Raw genomic sequence first — 15,416 nt, 5'->3', positions numbered from 1 at the left:
CCGGACTTCGGCGGCCGGTGAGAAAAAACCCGACCCGGTCGGGTGGCGGGCTCGACGCTCCGCTCGCTCAGAACCCCTCGCGCAGGTAGCGGTCCCGCTCTGTGAACACCGAGGCGAGGGCGTCGGCCGCCTCCGCATCAGCGACCGAGAGTCGGTCGGTGCGGGCGAGCGCCTCGACGGCCCGCGCGCCGACGAGGAGTTGCGAGAGCGCCCCGATTTCGACGGTCGCGTCGGGGTCGGCGTCGCGGCCGACCGATTCGACGCTCGCCGTGCCGTCGGTGACGACGAGGCTGAACGGGCCGTTGTTCCAGTCGCATCGGCCGTCTTCGACCGCGAGGACGAGGTCACAGGCGGCGTCGGCGGGGAACGTGACGGCTTCGAGGGCCGCCGGCACGTCCACGATGCGGACCATCGGGCCGGGCTTGAGTTCGACCGTCGCCGCCCGCGGGTCGGTCAGGTCGTCGATGAGCCGGGTCGATTCGCGTTCCGACGAGAGGACGACCTCGTCGACCTGTGAGTCGTGGTCCCGCAGGAACCGAAACAGCTGAGCGCGGGCCTCGGCGTCGACGGCAACGAGTTCGCTCACGGACAGCGTCCGCGACTCCCGGTCGCCGGTCACGGCATAGACGACGTAGCCGCGGAGGTCGCCGTCTCGCTCCCAGCCGTAGACGAACGGGTCGTCTTCCCACCCGCGGAACAGCCGGTGGCGAATCCAGCCCTCGCTTCGGTCTACTGCGAGGTCCTCGGTCGCCGCGGCCGCGTACACGTCTTTGACCCGTTCCCAGTCGTCGGCGTCGAGTCGGACGAACTCCCCGGCCGGGTCGGCGGCGACCGCCCCGAGTTCGTCGGGCGGCACCGTCGTCTTCGCGTAGTTGTTCGCGGTCGCCCAGCCGAACCGGCGGTAGAAGGCGTACTCGAACGGCCAGAGCGCCGAGAGGTACCGACCGGTGTCGCGGAACTCCGCGAGGAGGTCGTCGAGCATCGCGGCGACGTGGCCCTGTCGGCGCGCCTCCGGGGGTGACGCGACCGCCGAGATACCGGGGAGCGGGTGCCACTCGCCGCGGACGCGAGCCGTGAAGTCGTAGAAGGCACAGACCGTCCGGAGGTCGGCCGCGTCGGGGTCCTCGACAGCCGCGTCGGGCGGGGCGTCGTAGAACCCCCGCGGGCGGTGGTTCTCCGGGTCGGGCAGTCGCTCGTTCGACCAGTCGGGGCCGTTCTCGGGGCGGAAGGCGTAGTTGAGGAACTCGCGGTACGTCTCGCGGTGCTCCTCGGGCAGGGGACGGAGATGCATACCCGCGGTGCGTCGGGGGACGATATAGGTTTTCGGTGCCGCGGGCGCGCAGTCGAGCGATTCGGGCGCGTCGGGACCGGGGTTCGGGGTCGCTCTCAGAACCGTGCGATTCACGTCACCTCGGCCCCGAGTGGCGCTCATGAGCGAGACGAAGCAGTCGTTTCTGTCGCGGGGGAACCTCCTTCTCGCGGCGGTCGTGACGCTCGGCATCGTCCTCCCGGGGGTGGCGCGCCGCCTGCTCGGCGAGGCCGGCTACAACGGCCTCGGGATGCTCGTGTTCACGCTCGGCTACGCGGGGATGGTCTTTATCGTCTGGTACGGGTGGCTTCGGCCGCTCGACATCACCGGCCCGTCCGGGTAGTCCGCCGCCGCGCGCCGGCCGTCACCCCGCGTCGACAGCGGTGTTCGCCGCGCGTCGGGACCGCACCGACCCCCCGGCGGCCCCAATATCCGGGGGTTCGACCGCCGGTTTCCAACGAGAATAACGGAACTTTGATAGTCGATTCGAACCGACCGAGAAAACAAGATGCTTCCCCTTCAGCTCGTAGACACCTTCCTGCTCGACTACAACATCGGGCAGGCGCTGTTGCTCGTGTTCATCCTGTCGACGGTCGGAACCCTACCGCTGAAGTCCCGGCACGTCCTCGGCATCAACGCCACGCTGTTCGGGCTCATCTTCCTTCTGACCCCGGTGACGCTGGGCAAGCCGCACTACATGTTCCTCGGCATCACGCTCCTCATCGTCGGCCCCATCGTCTACGTCTCGGGCCGTCGCTGAGGGGACGCCCGCCGCGCGTTTCGCATCGAGCCGCCGCCGTTTTTCGCCGACAGTACGACGGACCGACCGACCGCGACTGACCTTCCGTGTCATCTCGTTCTGCGCGCGCCGATTCCGAAGAACGCGACGTTTAAACGGCGAGAACCGCAACCCACGGGTATGTCTGAACCGAGCGTTCCCGGCGGCCGCGGGGCCGTCTTGGACCTCCCCTGCGGCGAGACGAAGCGCGTCCGGGAACTCGACTTGGGCAAACGGGAGTTCGACTGTCCGTGCGGCGACAGCCACGCCGTCGTCATGGACGTCCACCCGCCCGACCGCTTCCTCCCGGAGTTCCTCGTCGAAATCCTGCAGGAGACCATCGAGACCACGAGCGACGACATGCCCGAGTTCGGGACGGCCCACCTCATGGGTATCGTCTTGGAGGAGTTCCCCGAGGCCGTCGTCTCCGAGGACGTCTCGGAGGACGGCGAACTCGGCGCGGGCATCGTCTGGGTGACCGATTTCGATTCTCGAAGGCTCCACGAGATCATCGTCGAACTCGTCGTGGAACTCATGGAACACGCCGTCAGCCACGCCGACGACGACGACGTCGTCTCGGAGTTCGAGTCGAAGATGCTCCAGTTCGACGTGAGCGAGTTCGTCGACCAGTACCGCGCCCAGCGCGACCTCGACCCCGAACCGTACATGTAGCGCCCGGGCGGGAACGCCCCGCTTTTCAGTCGATTCGAAGCCGGCCGACCGCCGGGTCCAGCGTCGCCTTCGCGCCGAGCGGGAGCGGCACCGCCGGGTCGGCGTGGCCGAACTCCACGTCGAACACCGCCGTCGCGTCGGGGTTGTACGCGTCGAGGACCGACAGCACCTCCGCGCGAAGCTGTGCGCCGTAGTCGGCCGGCGGCTCCCACTCTAGCCCGGGCGAGTACGTCCGCGGCCGACCCATCAGGAGGCCGTCGAAGCGTTCTAACAGCCCGCGTTCGCCCATCGCCCGCAGGGTGTAGCGGACCTCGCGCGGGAGCGGCACGTCCTCCGAGGTTTCGAGCGCGAGCACCGCGCCCTCGAGGTCGTCGGGGTCGGGGAGGTAACGCCCCGTCTGGAGGTGCCACTTCACGACGCTGAAGTTGCCGCCCCAGAGTCGCCCGGTCACGCGCTCGTCGCCCCGCCACGTCCGACCCGGATTGTCGCGCCACTCCCGCGGTGCTTCGGTGTCGAAGTCGAACCAGTCGTCGGTCCACTCGGGCGCGGGTTCGACGACGCCGATGGAGCGCTCGAAGAACGCCCGCCGGAGGTAGCGCTCGACGTACGGGTACAACTCCGGGTCCACGGTGAGCGTCGGGTGGAGCGTCGCGCCGTAGCTCACGACGCCGTGGTTCCAGAGGAACAGCCGGAGGTTGTCGTTGTCGCTGAAGCCGAAGAACCGCGTCGGCGACGCGGTCAGTCTGGTCGGGTCGAGATGCGGGAGCACCCGCAGTTGGTCGTCGCCGCCGGTGACCGCGATGACGCCGCGTATCGACGGGTCCTCGAAGGCCTCCATCACGTCCGCCGCCCGCGCCGCCGGGTTGTCCCGGAGCCACTCCCAGTCGCGCCGGGCCGACTCGAAGACGACCGGGTCGAGCGAGAACACGTCGCGGAGTCGCGCGCACGCACGGTCCAAATGCGATTCGTCGATGGGCCGCGACGGCGCGACGACCGCCACCCGGCTCCCGGCGTCGAGCGGCGGCGGTGTGGTGAATACCGCGGGCATGCGTAGCCGCTACTCAGATACCCCTCAAAAGCCTTCCCCGGCCGCGACACGGTCGTTCGGCGAGCTTTTCGAAATTCGCAATCGAGTTTCGGACCTCGTAATTTTTCGCCGGACTTATTACGATGTGCGGATTGGATTCCGACGATGACTGACGAGGACACTTCGACCGGGTCTCAGGAAACCACAGAGGACCGGACGATTCTGCTCATCGGAAGCGGCCCGATCCAGATCGGACAGGCGGCGGAATTCGACTACTCCGGCGCGCAGGCCTGCCGCGCGCTCCGAGAGGAAGGCGCGCGAGTTGTCCTCGTCAACTCGAACCCCGCGACCATCATGACCGACCCCGAGATGGCCGACAAGGTCTACATCGAGCCCATCACGACCGAGGCCATCTCCGAGATTATCGAGCGCGAGCGCCCCGACGGCGTCATCGCCGGACTTGGCGGGCAGACCGGCCTCAACGTCACGGCCGAACTCGCGGAGGAGGGCGTCTTAGAGGAGTTCGACGTGGACATCATGGGCACGCCGCTAGACACCATCTACGCGACGGAGGACCGCGACCTGTTCCGCCAGCGCATGGAGAAAATCGGCCAGCCCGTCCCGAAGTCGACGACCATCTCGCTGGAGGAAGGCGAGGCGGTCGAGAACATCACCGAAGAAGCCCTCGAAGAGCGCGTCGAAGACTCCGTCGACGCCGTCGGCGGCCTGCCGGTAATCTCGCGGACGACGTACACGCTCGGCGGCTCCGGGTCGGGCGTCGTCCACGAGATGGACGAACTCGTCTCCCGCGTCCGCAAGGGCCTGCGCCTCTCGCGCAACAGCGAAGTCCTCATCACGGAGTCCATCTCCGGCTGGGTCGAACTCGAATACGAGGTGATGCGCGACGCCGACGACTCGTGTATCATCATCTGCAACATGGAGAACATCGACCCGATGGGGATTCACACCGGCGAGTCCACCGTCGTCACGCCCTCGCAGGTCATCCCCGACGAGGGCCACCAGGAGATGCGCGACGCCGCGCTCGGAGTCATCCGCGAACTCGGCATTCAGGGCGGCTGTAACATCCAGTTCGCGTGGCACGACGACGGCACCCCCGGCGGCGAGTACCGCGTCGTCGAAGTGAACCCGCGCGTCTCGCGGTCGTCGGCGCTCGCCTCGAAGGCGACCGGCTACCCCATCGCCCGCGTCACGGCGAAGGTCGCCCTCGGCAAGCGCCTCCACGAGATTACCAACGAAATCACCGGCGAGACCACCGCCGCCTTCGAGCCCGCAATCGACTACGTGGTCACGAAGGTGCCGCGGTGGCCCAAGGACAAGTTCACCGACGTTGACTTCGAGCTCTCGACGGCCATGAAGTCCACCGGCGAGGCGATGTCCATCGGGCGCACTTTCGAGGAGTCGCTTCTGAAGGCGCTTCGGTCGTCCGAGTACGACCCCGCCGCCGACTGGGACGAGGTGTCCGACGAGGAGCTCGAAGCCGACTACCTCGAAACGCCGACGCCCGACCGTCCGTACGCCATCTTCGAGGCGTTCGAGCGCGGCTACACCACGGAGGACGTGGTCGAACTGACCGACATCCACGAGTGGTACGTCGAGCGCTTCGGCCGCGTCGTCGAGGCGGTCGAGGCCGCCTCCGAGGGCGACTTCGCCGCCGCCGCCTCCGCCGGCCACACCAACGCCAGCATCGCCGCGGCGACCGGCACGAGCGTCGGCGAGGTCGAACAGAACGTCCCCGGCCGCACCTACAAACAGGTCGACACCTGCGCCGGCGAGTTCGCCGCGCAGACGCCGTACTACTACTCCGCGCGCAAGCCCGAGTTCTTCCGCGGCCCCTTCGAGGGCGACTCGGCGGGTAACGAACTCCGCGTCGACCGCGACATGGAGAGCGTCGTCGTCGTCGGCGGCGGCCCCATCCGCATCGGGCAGGGCGTCGAGTTCGACTACTGTTCGGTCCACGCGGTGCAGGCGCTCCGCGACATGGGCATCGACGCGCACGTCGTCAACAACAACCCCGAGACGGTGTCGACCGACTACGACACCTCCGACGGCCTCTTTTTCGAGCCAATCACGGCAGAAGAGGTCGCCGACGTCATCGAGGCCATCGACGCCGACGGCGTCATGCTCCAGTTCGGCGGGCAGACCTCGGTCAACATCGGCCACCCGCTCGAATCCGAACTCGACCGCCGCGGTGTCGACTGCGAGATTCTCGGCACGACCATCGACGCGATGGACCTCGCCGAGGACCGCGACCGCTTCAACCGCCTGATGGACGACCTCGGCATCCTCCAGCCCGAAGGCGGCTCCGCGACGAGCGAGAAAGAGGCGCTCGACCTCGCCAACGACCTCGGCTACCCCGTGTTGGTCCGCCCGTCGTACGTCCTCGGCGGCCGCGCGATGGAAATCGTCCACTCCGACGAGGACCTCAAGGAGTACATCGAGGAGGCCGTCCGCGTCTCCCCCGACAAGCCCATCCTCATCGACGAGTTCCTCGCCGACGGCGTCGAACTCGACGTGGACGCCGTCTCCGACGGCGAAGACGTCCTCATCGGCGGCGTGATGGAACACGTCGAGGCCGCGGGCGTCCACTCCGGCGACTCCGCGTGTATGATTCCGCCGCGCTCGCTCGACGACGAGACGATGGCCCGCGTCCGCGAAGTCACGGAGGACATCGCCAGCGCCCTCGACACGGTCGGCCTGATGAACGTCCAACTCGCGGTCAAGAAAAACGAGGGCGGCTCGAACGACGTGTACGTCCTCGAAGCCAACCCGCGGTCGTCCCGGACCGTCCCGTTCGTCTCGAAGGCGACGGGCGTCCCAATCGCCAAGCTCGCGGCGAAGGTCATGGCCGGCAACTCGATTGCCGACCTCGGCGTGAGCGAGCAGATTCCCGAGCAGGTGTCGGTCAAGGAGGTCGTCCTCCCGTTCGACCGCCTGCCGGGTTCGGACCCGCGTCTCGGCCCGGAGATGAAGTCCACGGGCGAGGTCATGGGCACCGCGACCACGTTCGGCAAGGCCTACGAGAAGGCCCAGTCGGCCGCGAACGACCCGATTCCGGCCGGCGGCACCGTCTACGTCGACCTCGCTGACCCCGAGTTCCCCGACGCCGACAGCGAGGCCGGACAGGAACTTCTCGACGCCTTCGGCGAGTACTACGAGGTGCTCACGCCCGAGGACGTCGACGACTTCCTCACGATGCTCCGCGAGGGCGACTTCGACTTCGTCGTCTCCCGCGACCGCGACACGCTCATCGACTGCGTCGAAGAGGAGGTCAGCTACTTCTCGACGTACGCCTCCGCGAAGGCGGCCCTCGAAGCGCGCGGCGCGGCCGACGAGGACATCGACGTCCTCCCGGTCGGCGAGCGCCCGCGCGTCGTCGCCAACTGGGGCCAGTAAGGAGCCAGAACGGCGCGCGACATTCGACTCGCCGCCGACCCGATTCTCCGTTCTCCCGGCCGGTGACCGCCGCCGACCCGGACTTTTGACGCGTTCCCGAAGGTTATTGAGCCGCGCCCCCATGCGCGGGTATGGCACGCAATCGCGGTCGCGTCCTCCTCGCCGGTGCGACGGGTCGGACGGGCCGACACGTCCTCGACGCGCTGGCCGAGACGCCCCTCGTCGTCAGGGCGCTGACCCGCGACGCCGACGCCGAACCCGACCTCAGAGCGCGCGGCGCGGACGAGGTCGTCGTCGGCGACCTCCTCGACCCCGACGACGCCCGCCGGGCGGTCCTCGACGCCGACGCCGTCGTCTCCGCGGTCGGCGTCTCCGCCGGACTGGAAACCATCCGCGGCGACCTCGTCGACGGCGCGGGCGTCGTGAACCTCGTGGACGCCGCGACCGCCTCCGGCGCACAGCGGTTCGTCCTCATGTCCTCTATCGGCGTCGGCGACTCGAAGGGCGGACTCCCGCTGTCGCTCCGCGCGATTCTCACCGCGTCGGGCGTCCTCTCGGCGAAGGAACGAAGCGAAACCCGACTCCGGGACGCGCCGCTCGACCACACGATTGTCAGGCCCGGCGCGCTCACCGACGCCCCCGCGACCGCCGACGTGGTCGTCGGCGAGGGCGGCGACTCCGTCCGCGGGAGCATCCCCCGCGCCGACGTGGCGAACGTCCTCGCGCACTCCCTTTTCACCCGCGAGACGGAAAACCGGACGTTCGAGGTCGTCTCCCGTACCGGACTCCGCGACCGGGCGGACAACGTGGTCGATATCGACTGGACGCCGCTCCCTCGGGCCGAGGCCGCGGGCGGCGAGGGCGACCAAGAACGAGAGCGAGAACTCGCGGAGTAGTTAGCGGTGGCGTTCAGTCGAGTTTGCCGAGCGCCTCGAAGAAGTCGGAGGTCGGCCCGGCGAGCCGAACCGGCGAGTCGGACCGCTCGATGCGAATCTCCGTCGGTGGCGACACCGTCCGACGGGTCCGGCCGTCGCCGACGACGACCGCCGACGCCGCGTCGGTGACGGTGACTGTCACGGCGGCGTCCAGCGGGACGACGAGCGGCGGCATCCCCTCGTCGGCCGCCATCTCGGTGACGACGAGCCCCTCGACGCCGGGGTGGACGAGCGGGCCGCCCTCGCTGAGGTTGTAGGCGGAACTCCCCGCGGGCGTCGTGACGAGCACGCCGTCGGCGTGGCTCCCGGAGTACAGCGAGCCGTTCACGCGGACTTCCAAGCTCGCACCGCCGCCGTGACCCCGTCGCGGGCCGTGGACGACGACCTCGTTCATCGACGGGTCCATCTCCCAGTCGTCGCCCGTGGCGACGATGCGGGGCACCTCTCGAACCGACTGGCCCCCCTCGCGGAACGCGGCCACCTCGGCCAACACCTCGTCGATGGCGTCGTCGGGCGAGACGGCGTTCAGGAAGCCGACCTCGCCGAGGTTCACGCCGAGAATGGGGACGCCGTCGGCACCGCGGGCGGCGTAGAGAAACGTCCCGTCGCCGCCGATGCTCACCACGAGGTCACAGGAGTCGAACGACTCGACGGGGACGCCCTCGACGCCCAACTCCTCGGCGGTCGCCGCGTCGACGACCGCCTCGGCGTCGACCTCGGCGAGCGCCTCGCTCGCGTCCGCGGCGAGATACGCGGCCCGGCTGTTGCCCTTCTGTGCGACGATGCCGACCTTCATGCCCCGCGGTTTGGCGTCCCCGGGCAAAAGCCCACCGTCACGTCGCCCGGTCTCGGTTCGTCTCGATGCCTCGCGCGCTTCACCCGGCGCGCACGGGAAACGTTCATCACGACGCCTGCCCACCATGAGGTGATGGCAGGCACGGACGCCGGCCGCGCTGTCGTTCGGTGGTGGCTCCCGTGAGTGACGACGACGACTGGTTCGAGCGGGCGCTCCGCGACCGCGACGACAGCGAGACCGACGCAGACGACGCGGACCCGGACGAACGCGAGCAGAGCGACGACAGCGAGACCGATGGGTCGGCGGGTCACGGTGGGGCCGCGGACTCGGACACGGACACCGACCCGGACTCGAACACGAACACGGACTCGGACTCGCCGGACGCGTCGGTGTTGGTGGGACCCGACTCCGAGACCGAACGCGGAGGGCCCGAAGCGACAGACACGGCCGAAGACGAGGGCGAACCGCTGTCGTTCGACGACGACCCGTTCGGCGGGGGTGCGGGCGACGACGACCCGACAGACGACGACCCGACAGACGACGACCCGTTTTCGACCGACTTCGCCAGTGCGTTCGAGAACGCGCCGACGCCCGACGCGGGCGGCGGGTTCGGCGGCGAGTCGCCCGGCGACGACTTCGGGTTCGCCCCCGGCCCGGAGGGGTCGGACCCGCCGACGTTCGACGACGAGGAGTTCGACTCCGACATCGACCGCATCGACATCGGCATCGAGGGGCTCGACGACATGATTCTCGGCGGCGTCCCCGAGCGGTCGCTCATGGTGGCCATCGGGAGCGCCGGGACCGGCAAGACGACGTTCGGCCTGCAGTTCCTCCGGAAGGCGCTCGATGACGGCGGGAGCGGCGTCTACATCACGCTCGAAGAGAGCCGCGAGCGCATCCTCGACACGGCCGACGAGAAGGGGTGGGAGTTCTCGAAACACGAGGCCGACGGCCGGTTGGCCGTCGTGGACCTCGACCCCGTCGAGATGGCTAACAGCCTGTCGAGCATCCGCAACGACCTCCCGCGGCTGGTCGAGGAGTTCGGTGCCGACCGGCTCGTCCTCGACTCCGTCTCGCTTCTGGAGATGATGTACGACCACCCCTCGAAGCGCCGAAGCGAGGTGTTCAACTTCACGCGGTCGCTGAAAGACGCCGGCGTGACGACGATGCTCACCTCCGAGGCGGACCAGTCGACCCCCTACGTCTCCCGACACGGCATCGTCGAGTACCTCTCGGACGCCGTGTTCGTCCTCCAGTACGTCCGCGGCGACGACTTCCGGGAGACCCGGCTCGCAATCGAGATTCAGAAGATACGCGACGCGAACCACTCCCGGGAGACCAAGCCCTACGAACTCACGAACGAGGGCCTCAGCGTCTACCAGCAGGCGAACATCTTCTGACCCCGCGTTCTGCGTTCTACGTTCCGGCGGCGTCAGCCTCGGACACGCGCCTCCGCGGCGAAGAAAAAAGCGTCGTTGGAAGTATCGTCGGAAGCGTCGTCGGCGTCGATAGCTCAGTCGTCCGCGGGCGCGGGCTCCGCCGACTGCTCCTCGAAGCCTTCGAAGTGAACGACTTCGTCGACCGGGCGGCGGTATTTGCGCTCCGCCCGCAACTCGCCGGCGTCGTCGGCGGGGATGCCCATCGTCAGGAGCATCACGGGCTCGTAGCGCTCGCCGTCGATGTCGAACGCGTCGAGGACGGCGTCGGCGTCGAAGCCGCCGACGGGACAGGAGGCCACGCCCTCGTCCCACGCGGCGTACATGAGCGACATGGCGACCAGCGACGTCGAGCGGACGGTCCAGACGCGGCGCTCCTGTTCGGGGAGGTTGGCCATGCCGGCGATGTTTTCGAGGATGCCGTCGCGGACCTCCTCGTTGGGCAGGTAGCCCTTCTCCAGCATGTCGTCGGCGACGGTCTCGGCGTGCGCCTCGGGGTCCTTGTTGCCGAGCACGATGACGGACGCGGCGGCTCCGGTGACGTGTTCCTGGTCGTAGGCCGCCTCGCGGAGCAGTTGTTGGGTTTCGTCTTCGCGCAGTACGACGAACTCCCACGGCTGGAGGTTGTAGCTCGACGGGGCCTGTACGGCGTTCTCGAAAATCGTCCGGAGGGTCTCGTCGCCGATCGACTCGTCGGCGTACTCGTGAATCGAACGGCGGGTCGTCACGACCTCTGTGAACTCCATCGATTCCCGGGACGGACGGCGTACAGATAGGGCGTTGTAATCCGGGTGAATCGGCCGATTCCGGTGTGTTCGCAGTTCTCGTTCCAGTCATTTCATCAGGTTACACTCGTGTTACTGGTGCCGGCGAACCGACACAACGAGATACGGCTATCGTACGTGAGTGCGTTTGTCTAGCATGGTCGCCACAGCAGACGCCCACCCATCTGACTTCGACCCCGACGAGTTTCGCGACCTCGGCTATCGGACGGTCGACATCATCGCGGAGTACTTCGAACACGTAGACGAACTGCCGGTCTTTCCGGGCAAACCGCAGTCCGTGGTCGAGTCGGTGTTCGACGAACCACTGCCAGAGAGGGGACAACCTCCACGCGAGATTCTGGACGCGTGGCCGGAGCGGATTCTCCCGAACTCGACGCACGTGGGTTCGCCGCGGTACTTCGGGTACGTCATGGGCTCCGGGACGACGATGGGCGTCCTCGCGGACGCGCTCGCCGCCTCGGTCAACGTGAACGCCGGCGGGTGGAAACCGGCACCGGCGGCGACCGAAATCGAACGGCAGACTATCGAGTGGGTCGCCGAGATGATCGGCTATCCCACCGACTGCGGTGGCCTGTTCACGAGCGGAGGAACGATGGCGAACCTGACGGGGATTCTCACTGGCCTCCGTTCGACGGCGGGGTACGATACGAAATCTCGCGGCCTCCAAGCGGACGACCGCCCGGGGCGATTCACGATATACATGTCCGACCACGAGGGGCATTCGTCTATCTACCGAGTCGCAGAACTCCTCGGCCTCGGCGCGGACGCGGTTCGACTCGTTCCGAGTCACGACGATTTCACGATGGATGTGGACGCCCTCGCCGAGCGACTCGACCGTGACGAGGCCGACGGCGACGTGCCGTTCTGCGTCGTCGCGCAGGTCGGGTCCATCAACGTCGGCGCAATCGACCCGCTGGAGGCGATTGCTGACGTCTGCGAAGCACGCGATATCTGGTTCCACGCCGACGGTGCGTGCGGGGCAGTCGGCGCGATGCTCCCCGAGAAGCGCCCGCAGTACGCCGGATTGGACCGCGCGGACTCGGTCACGCTGGACCCACACAAGTGGCTGTCAATCCCCTACGAGTGCGGCTGTGTCCTCGTGCGTGACCCCTCGGCGATGGAACGGTCGTTCGCGATGCACGCCTCCTACCTGGAGGGGACAGCTCGAACCCCCTACGAGGGACTGGATTACTACGAACTCGGCCCGCAGATGTCGCGTGGCTTCCGGGCGCTGAAGGTGTGGATGAGTGTGAAACACCTCGGTGTCGAAGGATACCGGGCGCGTCTCTCACAGACTGTTCAGTGTACGGCGCACCTCGACGCCCGCGTCCGCGACGCCGACGACTTCGTGGCACTCCACGAACCGAACCTGTACCTGTACTCGTTCCAGTACGCCCCACCGGACCTCCAGATGGCCGCCGCGGCGGATGCAAACGTCCACGACGCAGTCGATGAGTACCTCGACGCGCTCAACCAGCGAATCGCAGACGAAATCCAACTCAGCGACGTCGCGTTCGTCATGACGACGTCGATACACGACAGGACGGTCCTTCGATTGTCCATCTGTAGCCACCGAACCACGACCGACGATATCGACCGCACGTTCGAGACGCTTCGCGACATCGGCGAACGTGAGGACGCGACGCTCCGAGAGACGTTCGAGATTGCGAGGTAGCCTGTCTCCGACGAGTCGTCCGCTCTCGAATCGCTCCGAACCTATCTGACGATGGTCACCGGCACGGGCGACCGCCGGAGGACCTCCTCCGCGACGCTCCCGAGCAGGATGCGCGAGACGCCGGTCCGGCCGTGGCTCCCCATCACGACGTGGTCGTAGTCGGCGTCGTCGCCGCCCAGCACCTCGACGATGACCTTCTGGGGACTGCCGACTTCGATGCGGTCGGTCACCGCCCTGTCGGCGTCGACGATTCCGACCTCGGCTTTCACCTCGGCGAACGTCTCTCTCGCCTTTCGTTTCTCCGCTTGGAACCACTCTTCGGAGCCGCTGAGCGCCCGCTCTCTGTAGTCGGCGTCGGCGGGGTTGATGACGTTCAAGAGCGTGAGTTCGGCGGCGGGCCACTCCGAGGCCGCGAAGCGAACCGCGGCGACCGACTGCGGCGACCCGTCGGTCGGAACGAGCACGTGTTCGGCCATGTCGCGGACTACTCGGCCGACCGCTAAAAAGCCGCCCGGCGAGCGCGCCGGGTCGGGGGCACCCCGACCCGGATGAACTGCGGTCGGCGCGCCGCGTCGCGGCCGTCAGTCGCCGTGTCGCGTCACGCAGGTCGAAAGCCCCGTCAGTTCGACGGGTTCCGAGTTGTCGGGCGAGTAGACGACCATCTGCCCTTTCTCCATGTACGGCACCTTGTCTTCGAGGTTCGGCGGGATGTTGACGCTCTTGATGGCGTCCTCGTCGCCGAGGTTGAGCACGACCTTCGTGTTCACCTGCTTGAACACCGGGTCGGCGATGTCCTGTGGGTCCTGCGTGATGAGAAACAGCCCGAGGCGCTCCTTTCGGCCCTGTTTGGCCGCCTCGGTGAACTTCTGGATGACCTTCCGCGCCTGCACCGAGTCGGCGTCGGTGAGGAAGTTGTGCGCCTCGTCCATCCCGAGGACGACCGGCGTCTCCTTGATGCGGTCGCTCGACGGGTCGTTCGAGAGCTTGTCGTCGATGAGAAGCGCCGACACCGCGAGGACGAACAGCTCTTTCGCCCGGCTCGACGAGAGGTGGTAGGTCGGCACGACCGTCAGCCCGCCCGGGCGGACGAGCTGGTGGTCGAGTTCGGTTATCGGGCGGGCGTCCTGATCGAACACGCCGCTCGGGACGCCGCGGACCCGACGCTTCACCGCGTCGAAGGTCGCCTCGTGGACCCGCCCCGACTCGTGGAGCTCCTCTTTCAGCGCCGGGTCGTCGAGGAACCGGAGGAACTGCTTGTACGTCCCCGAGTCGCCGTAGTTCCGGAAGAAGCGGTTCAGGAGCTCGACGAGCGCCGGGTACTGGTTGTCGTTGAGACTACTCCCGGCGACGAGCCACGGGAGGTCCCGCGCCATCGAGAAGGGAATGGTGAACTCCAACTGCTCGGCGCGGTGGTTCGCGCCCGGATACGACGACCCGGCCATCTTGGGGACGAGCGCGACGGTGTCGTCGTGGCCGCCGTGGGCGACGCCCTCGCGCTCGTAGCGTCGGGCCGTCTCGGCGTCCATGTCCGGGTTGTCGTCGTGCATCTGGGCGTACTCGTCCTGCGGGTCGAACTGGACGACCGCGGTCTCGACCTCGCGGCCGTCGTCCATCTCGTAGCTCCGCTCCCCCGAGAGGTACTGCCGCAGGATGTTCTTCGAGGCGTGGGTCTTGCCCGACCCGGTGCCGCCGGCGACGAGCGTGTGGCGGAACACGAGCGGGTCGCCGTCGGTGTAGTCGTCTTTCAGTCGGTAGTCGATGGTCGGCGGCCGGGCCGCGGTCCGGACCTTCTCGCCGCCGACCGAGAGGTGGCCGAGGAAGACGCCCGCCTCGGGTATCTTCAGGCCGGTCTTAATCTGGGTCGCGTCGGTGGCCTCGCCGACCGTCGCCTGCGGTTTCGGCACGCGGTCGACCATCCGACGCTTGAGTTCGCCGCGGTCGGAAAACAGGACGGCGATGGGTTCGAGTTCGGACATGAACTTGAAATCGCGCTCCTCGAACTCGTCGGCCGGGCGGCGCATGGCCCGGCGGGCGTGAATCTCCGTCGCGTCGTCGGCCTGAAACTCCTGGGCGTACTCCAGGCCGACGATGCGGCAGAACAGCAGTTCGTCGTCGGGGTAGGGGACGACGAGGTACTTCCCGAGGCGGACGCGCTCGCGGTTGCCCGCGGTCACGAACGCCCGGAGCGCCGTCCGGTCTGGGTCCTCCGACACGCGCAGGCCCGGCGAGACCGCAATCGCGCCGACGCCCCGCTCGTCGCCGACGGGGTCGGCGTCGTACTCGTCGAACTGCAGGTCGTCCGCGTCGTCGGTCGCGCCGGCCGCGCTGGTCGTATCGGTCGAACCGCCGCCGCGGCGTTCGTCGCGGCCGTCGCGGTCGGTTTCGACACCGTCGCCGTCGACGCTGTCCCCGTCGGCCGAACTCGCGGCGGTCGCGCTCTCGCCCTCCGAGGCGGGTTCGGAGCGCCCGTTTCCGGCGGCTTCGGCTCCTCGGTCCTCTTGACCCGCGTCCGACGAGTCGTCGGGGTCGTCGCCGGCGAAGTCGCTGAAGTCCCCCAGGTCGGTCATGTTCCAACGCTTGCGGGCGGCG

General features: G+C 68.1%; 13 protein-coding genes. 7 read left to right on the top strand and 6 right to left on the bottom strand.

What is annotated here, in order from left to right; all coding sequences use genetic code 11:
* Nucleotides 1–67: 67 nt before the first annotated feature.
* Nucleotides 68–1,291: a GNAT family N-acetyltransferase gene (locus IEV64_RS02805; RefSeq protein ID WP_188423084.1), complete on the bottom strand. Its 1,224-nt coding sequence runs from the start codon at nt 1,289–1,291 to the stop codon at nt 68–70.
* A 139-nt stretch (nt 1,292–1,430) separates the two neighbouring features.
* Between IEV64_RS02805 and IEV64_RS02800 the strand changes: the two genes are divergently transcribed.
* The 3 genes from IEV64_RS02800 to IEV64_RS02790 all read left to right on the top strand — a co-directional run bounded on the left by IEV64_RS02800 (nt 1,431) and on the right by IEV64_RS02790 (nt 2,759).
* Complete coding sequence (locus tag IEV64_RS02800; RefSeq protein WP_049918016.1) at nt 1,431–1,652, top strand: DUF7996 family protein; 222 nt, start codon at nt 1,431–1,433, stop codon at nt 1,650–1,652.
* A gap of 165 nt (nt 1,653–1,817) precedes the next feature.
* Nucleotides 1,818–2,069 carry a DUF8006 family protein gene (locus IEV64_RS02795; RefSeq protein WP_004969679.1) on the top strand — a complete coding sequence of 84 codons (252 nt, stop codon included), beginning with the start codon at nt 1,818–1,820 and terminating at the stop codon, nt 2,067–2,069.
* Nucleotides 2,070–2,228: 159 nt separating this feature from the next.
* Nucleotides 2,229–2,759: a DUF5815 family protein gene (locus IEV64_RS02790; protein WP_004969680.1), complete on the top strand. Its 531-nt coding sequence runs from the start codon at nt 2,229–2,231 to the stop codon at nt 2,757–2,759.
* A 25-nt stretch (nt 2,760–2,784) separates the two neighbouring features.
* Here the strand turns inward: IEV64_RS02790 and IEV64_RS02785 are convergent, their stop codons facing one another.
* Nucleotides 2,785–3,807, bottom strand: a complete 1,023-nt coding sequence (locus tag IEV64_RS02785; RefSeq protein WP_188423083.1) for a S66 family peptidase — start codon at nt 3,805–3,807, stop codon at nt 2,785–2,787.
* A gap of 144 nt (nt 3,808–3,951) precedes the next feature.
* On the opposite strand from IEV64_RS02785, the gene carB reads away from it, so the two are divergent.
* Both carB and IEV64_RS02775 read left to right on the top strand, forming a co-directional pair.
* On the top strand, nt 3,952–7,200 hold the full coding sequence (gene carB, locus IEV64_RS02780) for a carbamoyl-phosphate synthase large subunit (protein ID WP_188423082.1): 3,249 nt from the start codon (nt 3,952–3,954) through the stop codon (nt 7,198–7,200).
* Between the two features lie 131 nt (nt 7,201–7,331).
* Complete coding sequence (locus IEV64_RS02775) at nt 7,332–8,096, top strand: SDR family oxidoreductase (protein WP_007274513.1); 765 nt, start codon at nt 7,332–7,334, stop codon at nt 8,094–8,096.
* A 13-nt stretch (nt 8,097–8,109) separates the two neighbouring features.
* Here IEV64_RS02775 and IEV64_RS02770 read toward each other — a convergent pair whose 3' ends face one another.
* Nucleotides 8,110–8,931, bottom strand: coding sequence for an NAD(+)/NADH kinase (locus IEV64_RS02770; protein ID WP_188423081.1), 822 nt, complete (start codon nt 8,929–8,931; stop codon nt 8,110–8,112).
* Nucleotides 8,932–9,110: 179 nt separating this feature from the next.
* On the opposite strand from IEV64_RS02770, the gene IEV64_RS02765 reads away from it, so the two are divergent.
* Nucleotides 9,111–10,331 (top strand): KaiC domain-containing protein, encoded by a 1,221-nt coding sequence (locus IEV64_RS02765; RefSeq protein WP_188423080.1) that lies wholly within the window; start codon nt 9,111–9,113, stop codon nt 10,329–10,331.
* Between the two features lie 113 nt (nt 10,332–10,444).
* On the opposite strand, the gene IEV64_RS02760 is transcribed toward IEV64_RS02765, so the two are convergent.
* Entirely contained in the window at nt 10,445–11,113 is a 669-nt protein-coding gene (locus IEV64_RS02760) for a nitroreductase family protein (protein WP_188423079.1), read from the bottom strand.
* 175 nt (nt 11,114–11,288) lie between these two features.
* Between IEV64_RS02760 and IEV64_RS02755 the strand changes: the two genes are divergently transcribed.
* Nucleotides 11,289–12,827 carry a pyridoxal phosphate-dependent decarboxylase family protein gene (locus IEV64_RS02755; protein WP_007274517.1) on the top strand — a complete coding sequence of 513 codons (1,539 nt, stop codon included), beginning with the start codon at nt 11,289–11,291 and terminating at the stop codon, nt 12,825–12,827.
* 41 nt (nt 12,828–12,868) lie between these two features.
* Here the strand turns inward: IEV64_RS02755 and IEV64_RS02750 are convergent, their stop codons facing one another.
* Both IEV64_RS02750 and IEV64_RS02745 read right to left on the bottom strand, forming a co-directional pair.
* The gene (locus IEV64_RS02750; protein ID WP_007274518.1) at nt 12,869–13,303 is read right to left on the bottom strand and encodes a universal stress protein; all 435 of its coding nucleotides are present in this window, start codon (nt 13,301–13,303) and stop codon (nt 12,869–12,871) included.
* Nucleotides 13,304–13,408: 105 nt separating this feature from the next.
* Entirely contained in the window at nt 13,409–15,394 is a 1,986-nt protein-coding gene (locus IEV64_RS02745) for an ATP-binding protein (RefSeq protein WP_188423078.1), read from the bottom strand.
* Nucleotides 15,395–15,416 lie beyond the last annotated feature (22 nt).

This window comes from Haloferax sulfurifontis (assembly GCF_014635105.1).
Lineage (GTDB): Archaea > Halobacteriota > Halobacteria > Halobacteriales > Haloferacaceae > Haloferax > Haloferax denitrificans.
The sequence above is the reverse complement of the archived record's forward strand: the minus strand, read 5'-3'. Positions and strand labels throughout refer to the sequence as shown.

Bases quoted from the DNA above. Each gene is read 5' to 3' on its own strand.
- IEV64_RS02805 (WP_188423084.1), bottom strand. From the start codon at position 1,291: ATGCATCTCCGTCCCCTGCCCGAGGAGCACCGCGAGACGTACCGCGAG.
- IEV64_RS02800 (WP_049918016.1), top strand. From the start codon at position 1,431: ATGAGCGAGACGAAGCAGTCGTTTCTGTCGCGGGGGAACCTCCTTCTC.
- IEV64_RS02795 (WP_004969679.1), top strand. From the start codon at position 1,818: ATGCTTCCCCTTCAGCTCGTAGACACCTTCCTGCTCGACTACAACATC.
- IEV64_RS02790 (WP_004969680.1), top strand. From the start codon at position 2,229: ATGTCTGAACCGAGCGTTCCCGGCGGCCGCGGGGCCGTCTTGGACCTC.
- IEV64_RS02785 (WP_188423083.1), bottom strand. From the start codon at position 3,807: ATGCCCGCGGTATTCACCACACCGCCGCCGCTCGACGCCGGGAGCCGG.
- carB (WP_188423082.1), top strand. From the start codon at position 3,952: ATGACTGACGAGGACACTTCGACCGGGTCTCAGGAAACCACAGAGGAC.
- IEV64_RS02775 (WP_007274513.1), top strand. From the start codon at position 7,332: ATGGCACGCAATCGCGGTCGCGTCCTCCTCGCCGGTGCGACGGGTCGG.
- IEV64_RS02770 (WP_188423081.1), bottom strand. From the start codon at position 8,931: ATGAAGGTCGGCATCGTCGCACAGAAGGGCAACAGCCGGGCCGCGTAT.
- IEV64_RS02760 (WP_188423079.1), bottom strand. From the start codon at position 11,113: ATGGAGTTCACAGAGGTCGTGACGACCCGCCGTTCGATTCACGAGTAC.
- IEV64_RS02755 (WP_007274517.1), top strand. From the start codon at position 11,289: ATGGTCGCCACAGCAGACGCCCACCCATCTGACTTCGACCCCGACGAG.
- IEV64_RS02750 (WP_007274518.1), bottom strand. From the start codon at position 13,303: ATGGCCGAACACGTGCTCGTTCCGACCGACGGGTCGCCGCAGTCGGTC.
- IEV64_RS02745 (WP_188423078.1), bottom strand. From the start codon at position 15,394: ATGACCGACCTGGGGGACTTCAGCGACTTCGCCGGCGACGACCCCGAC.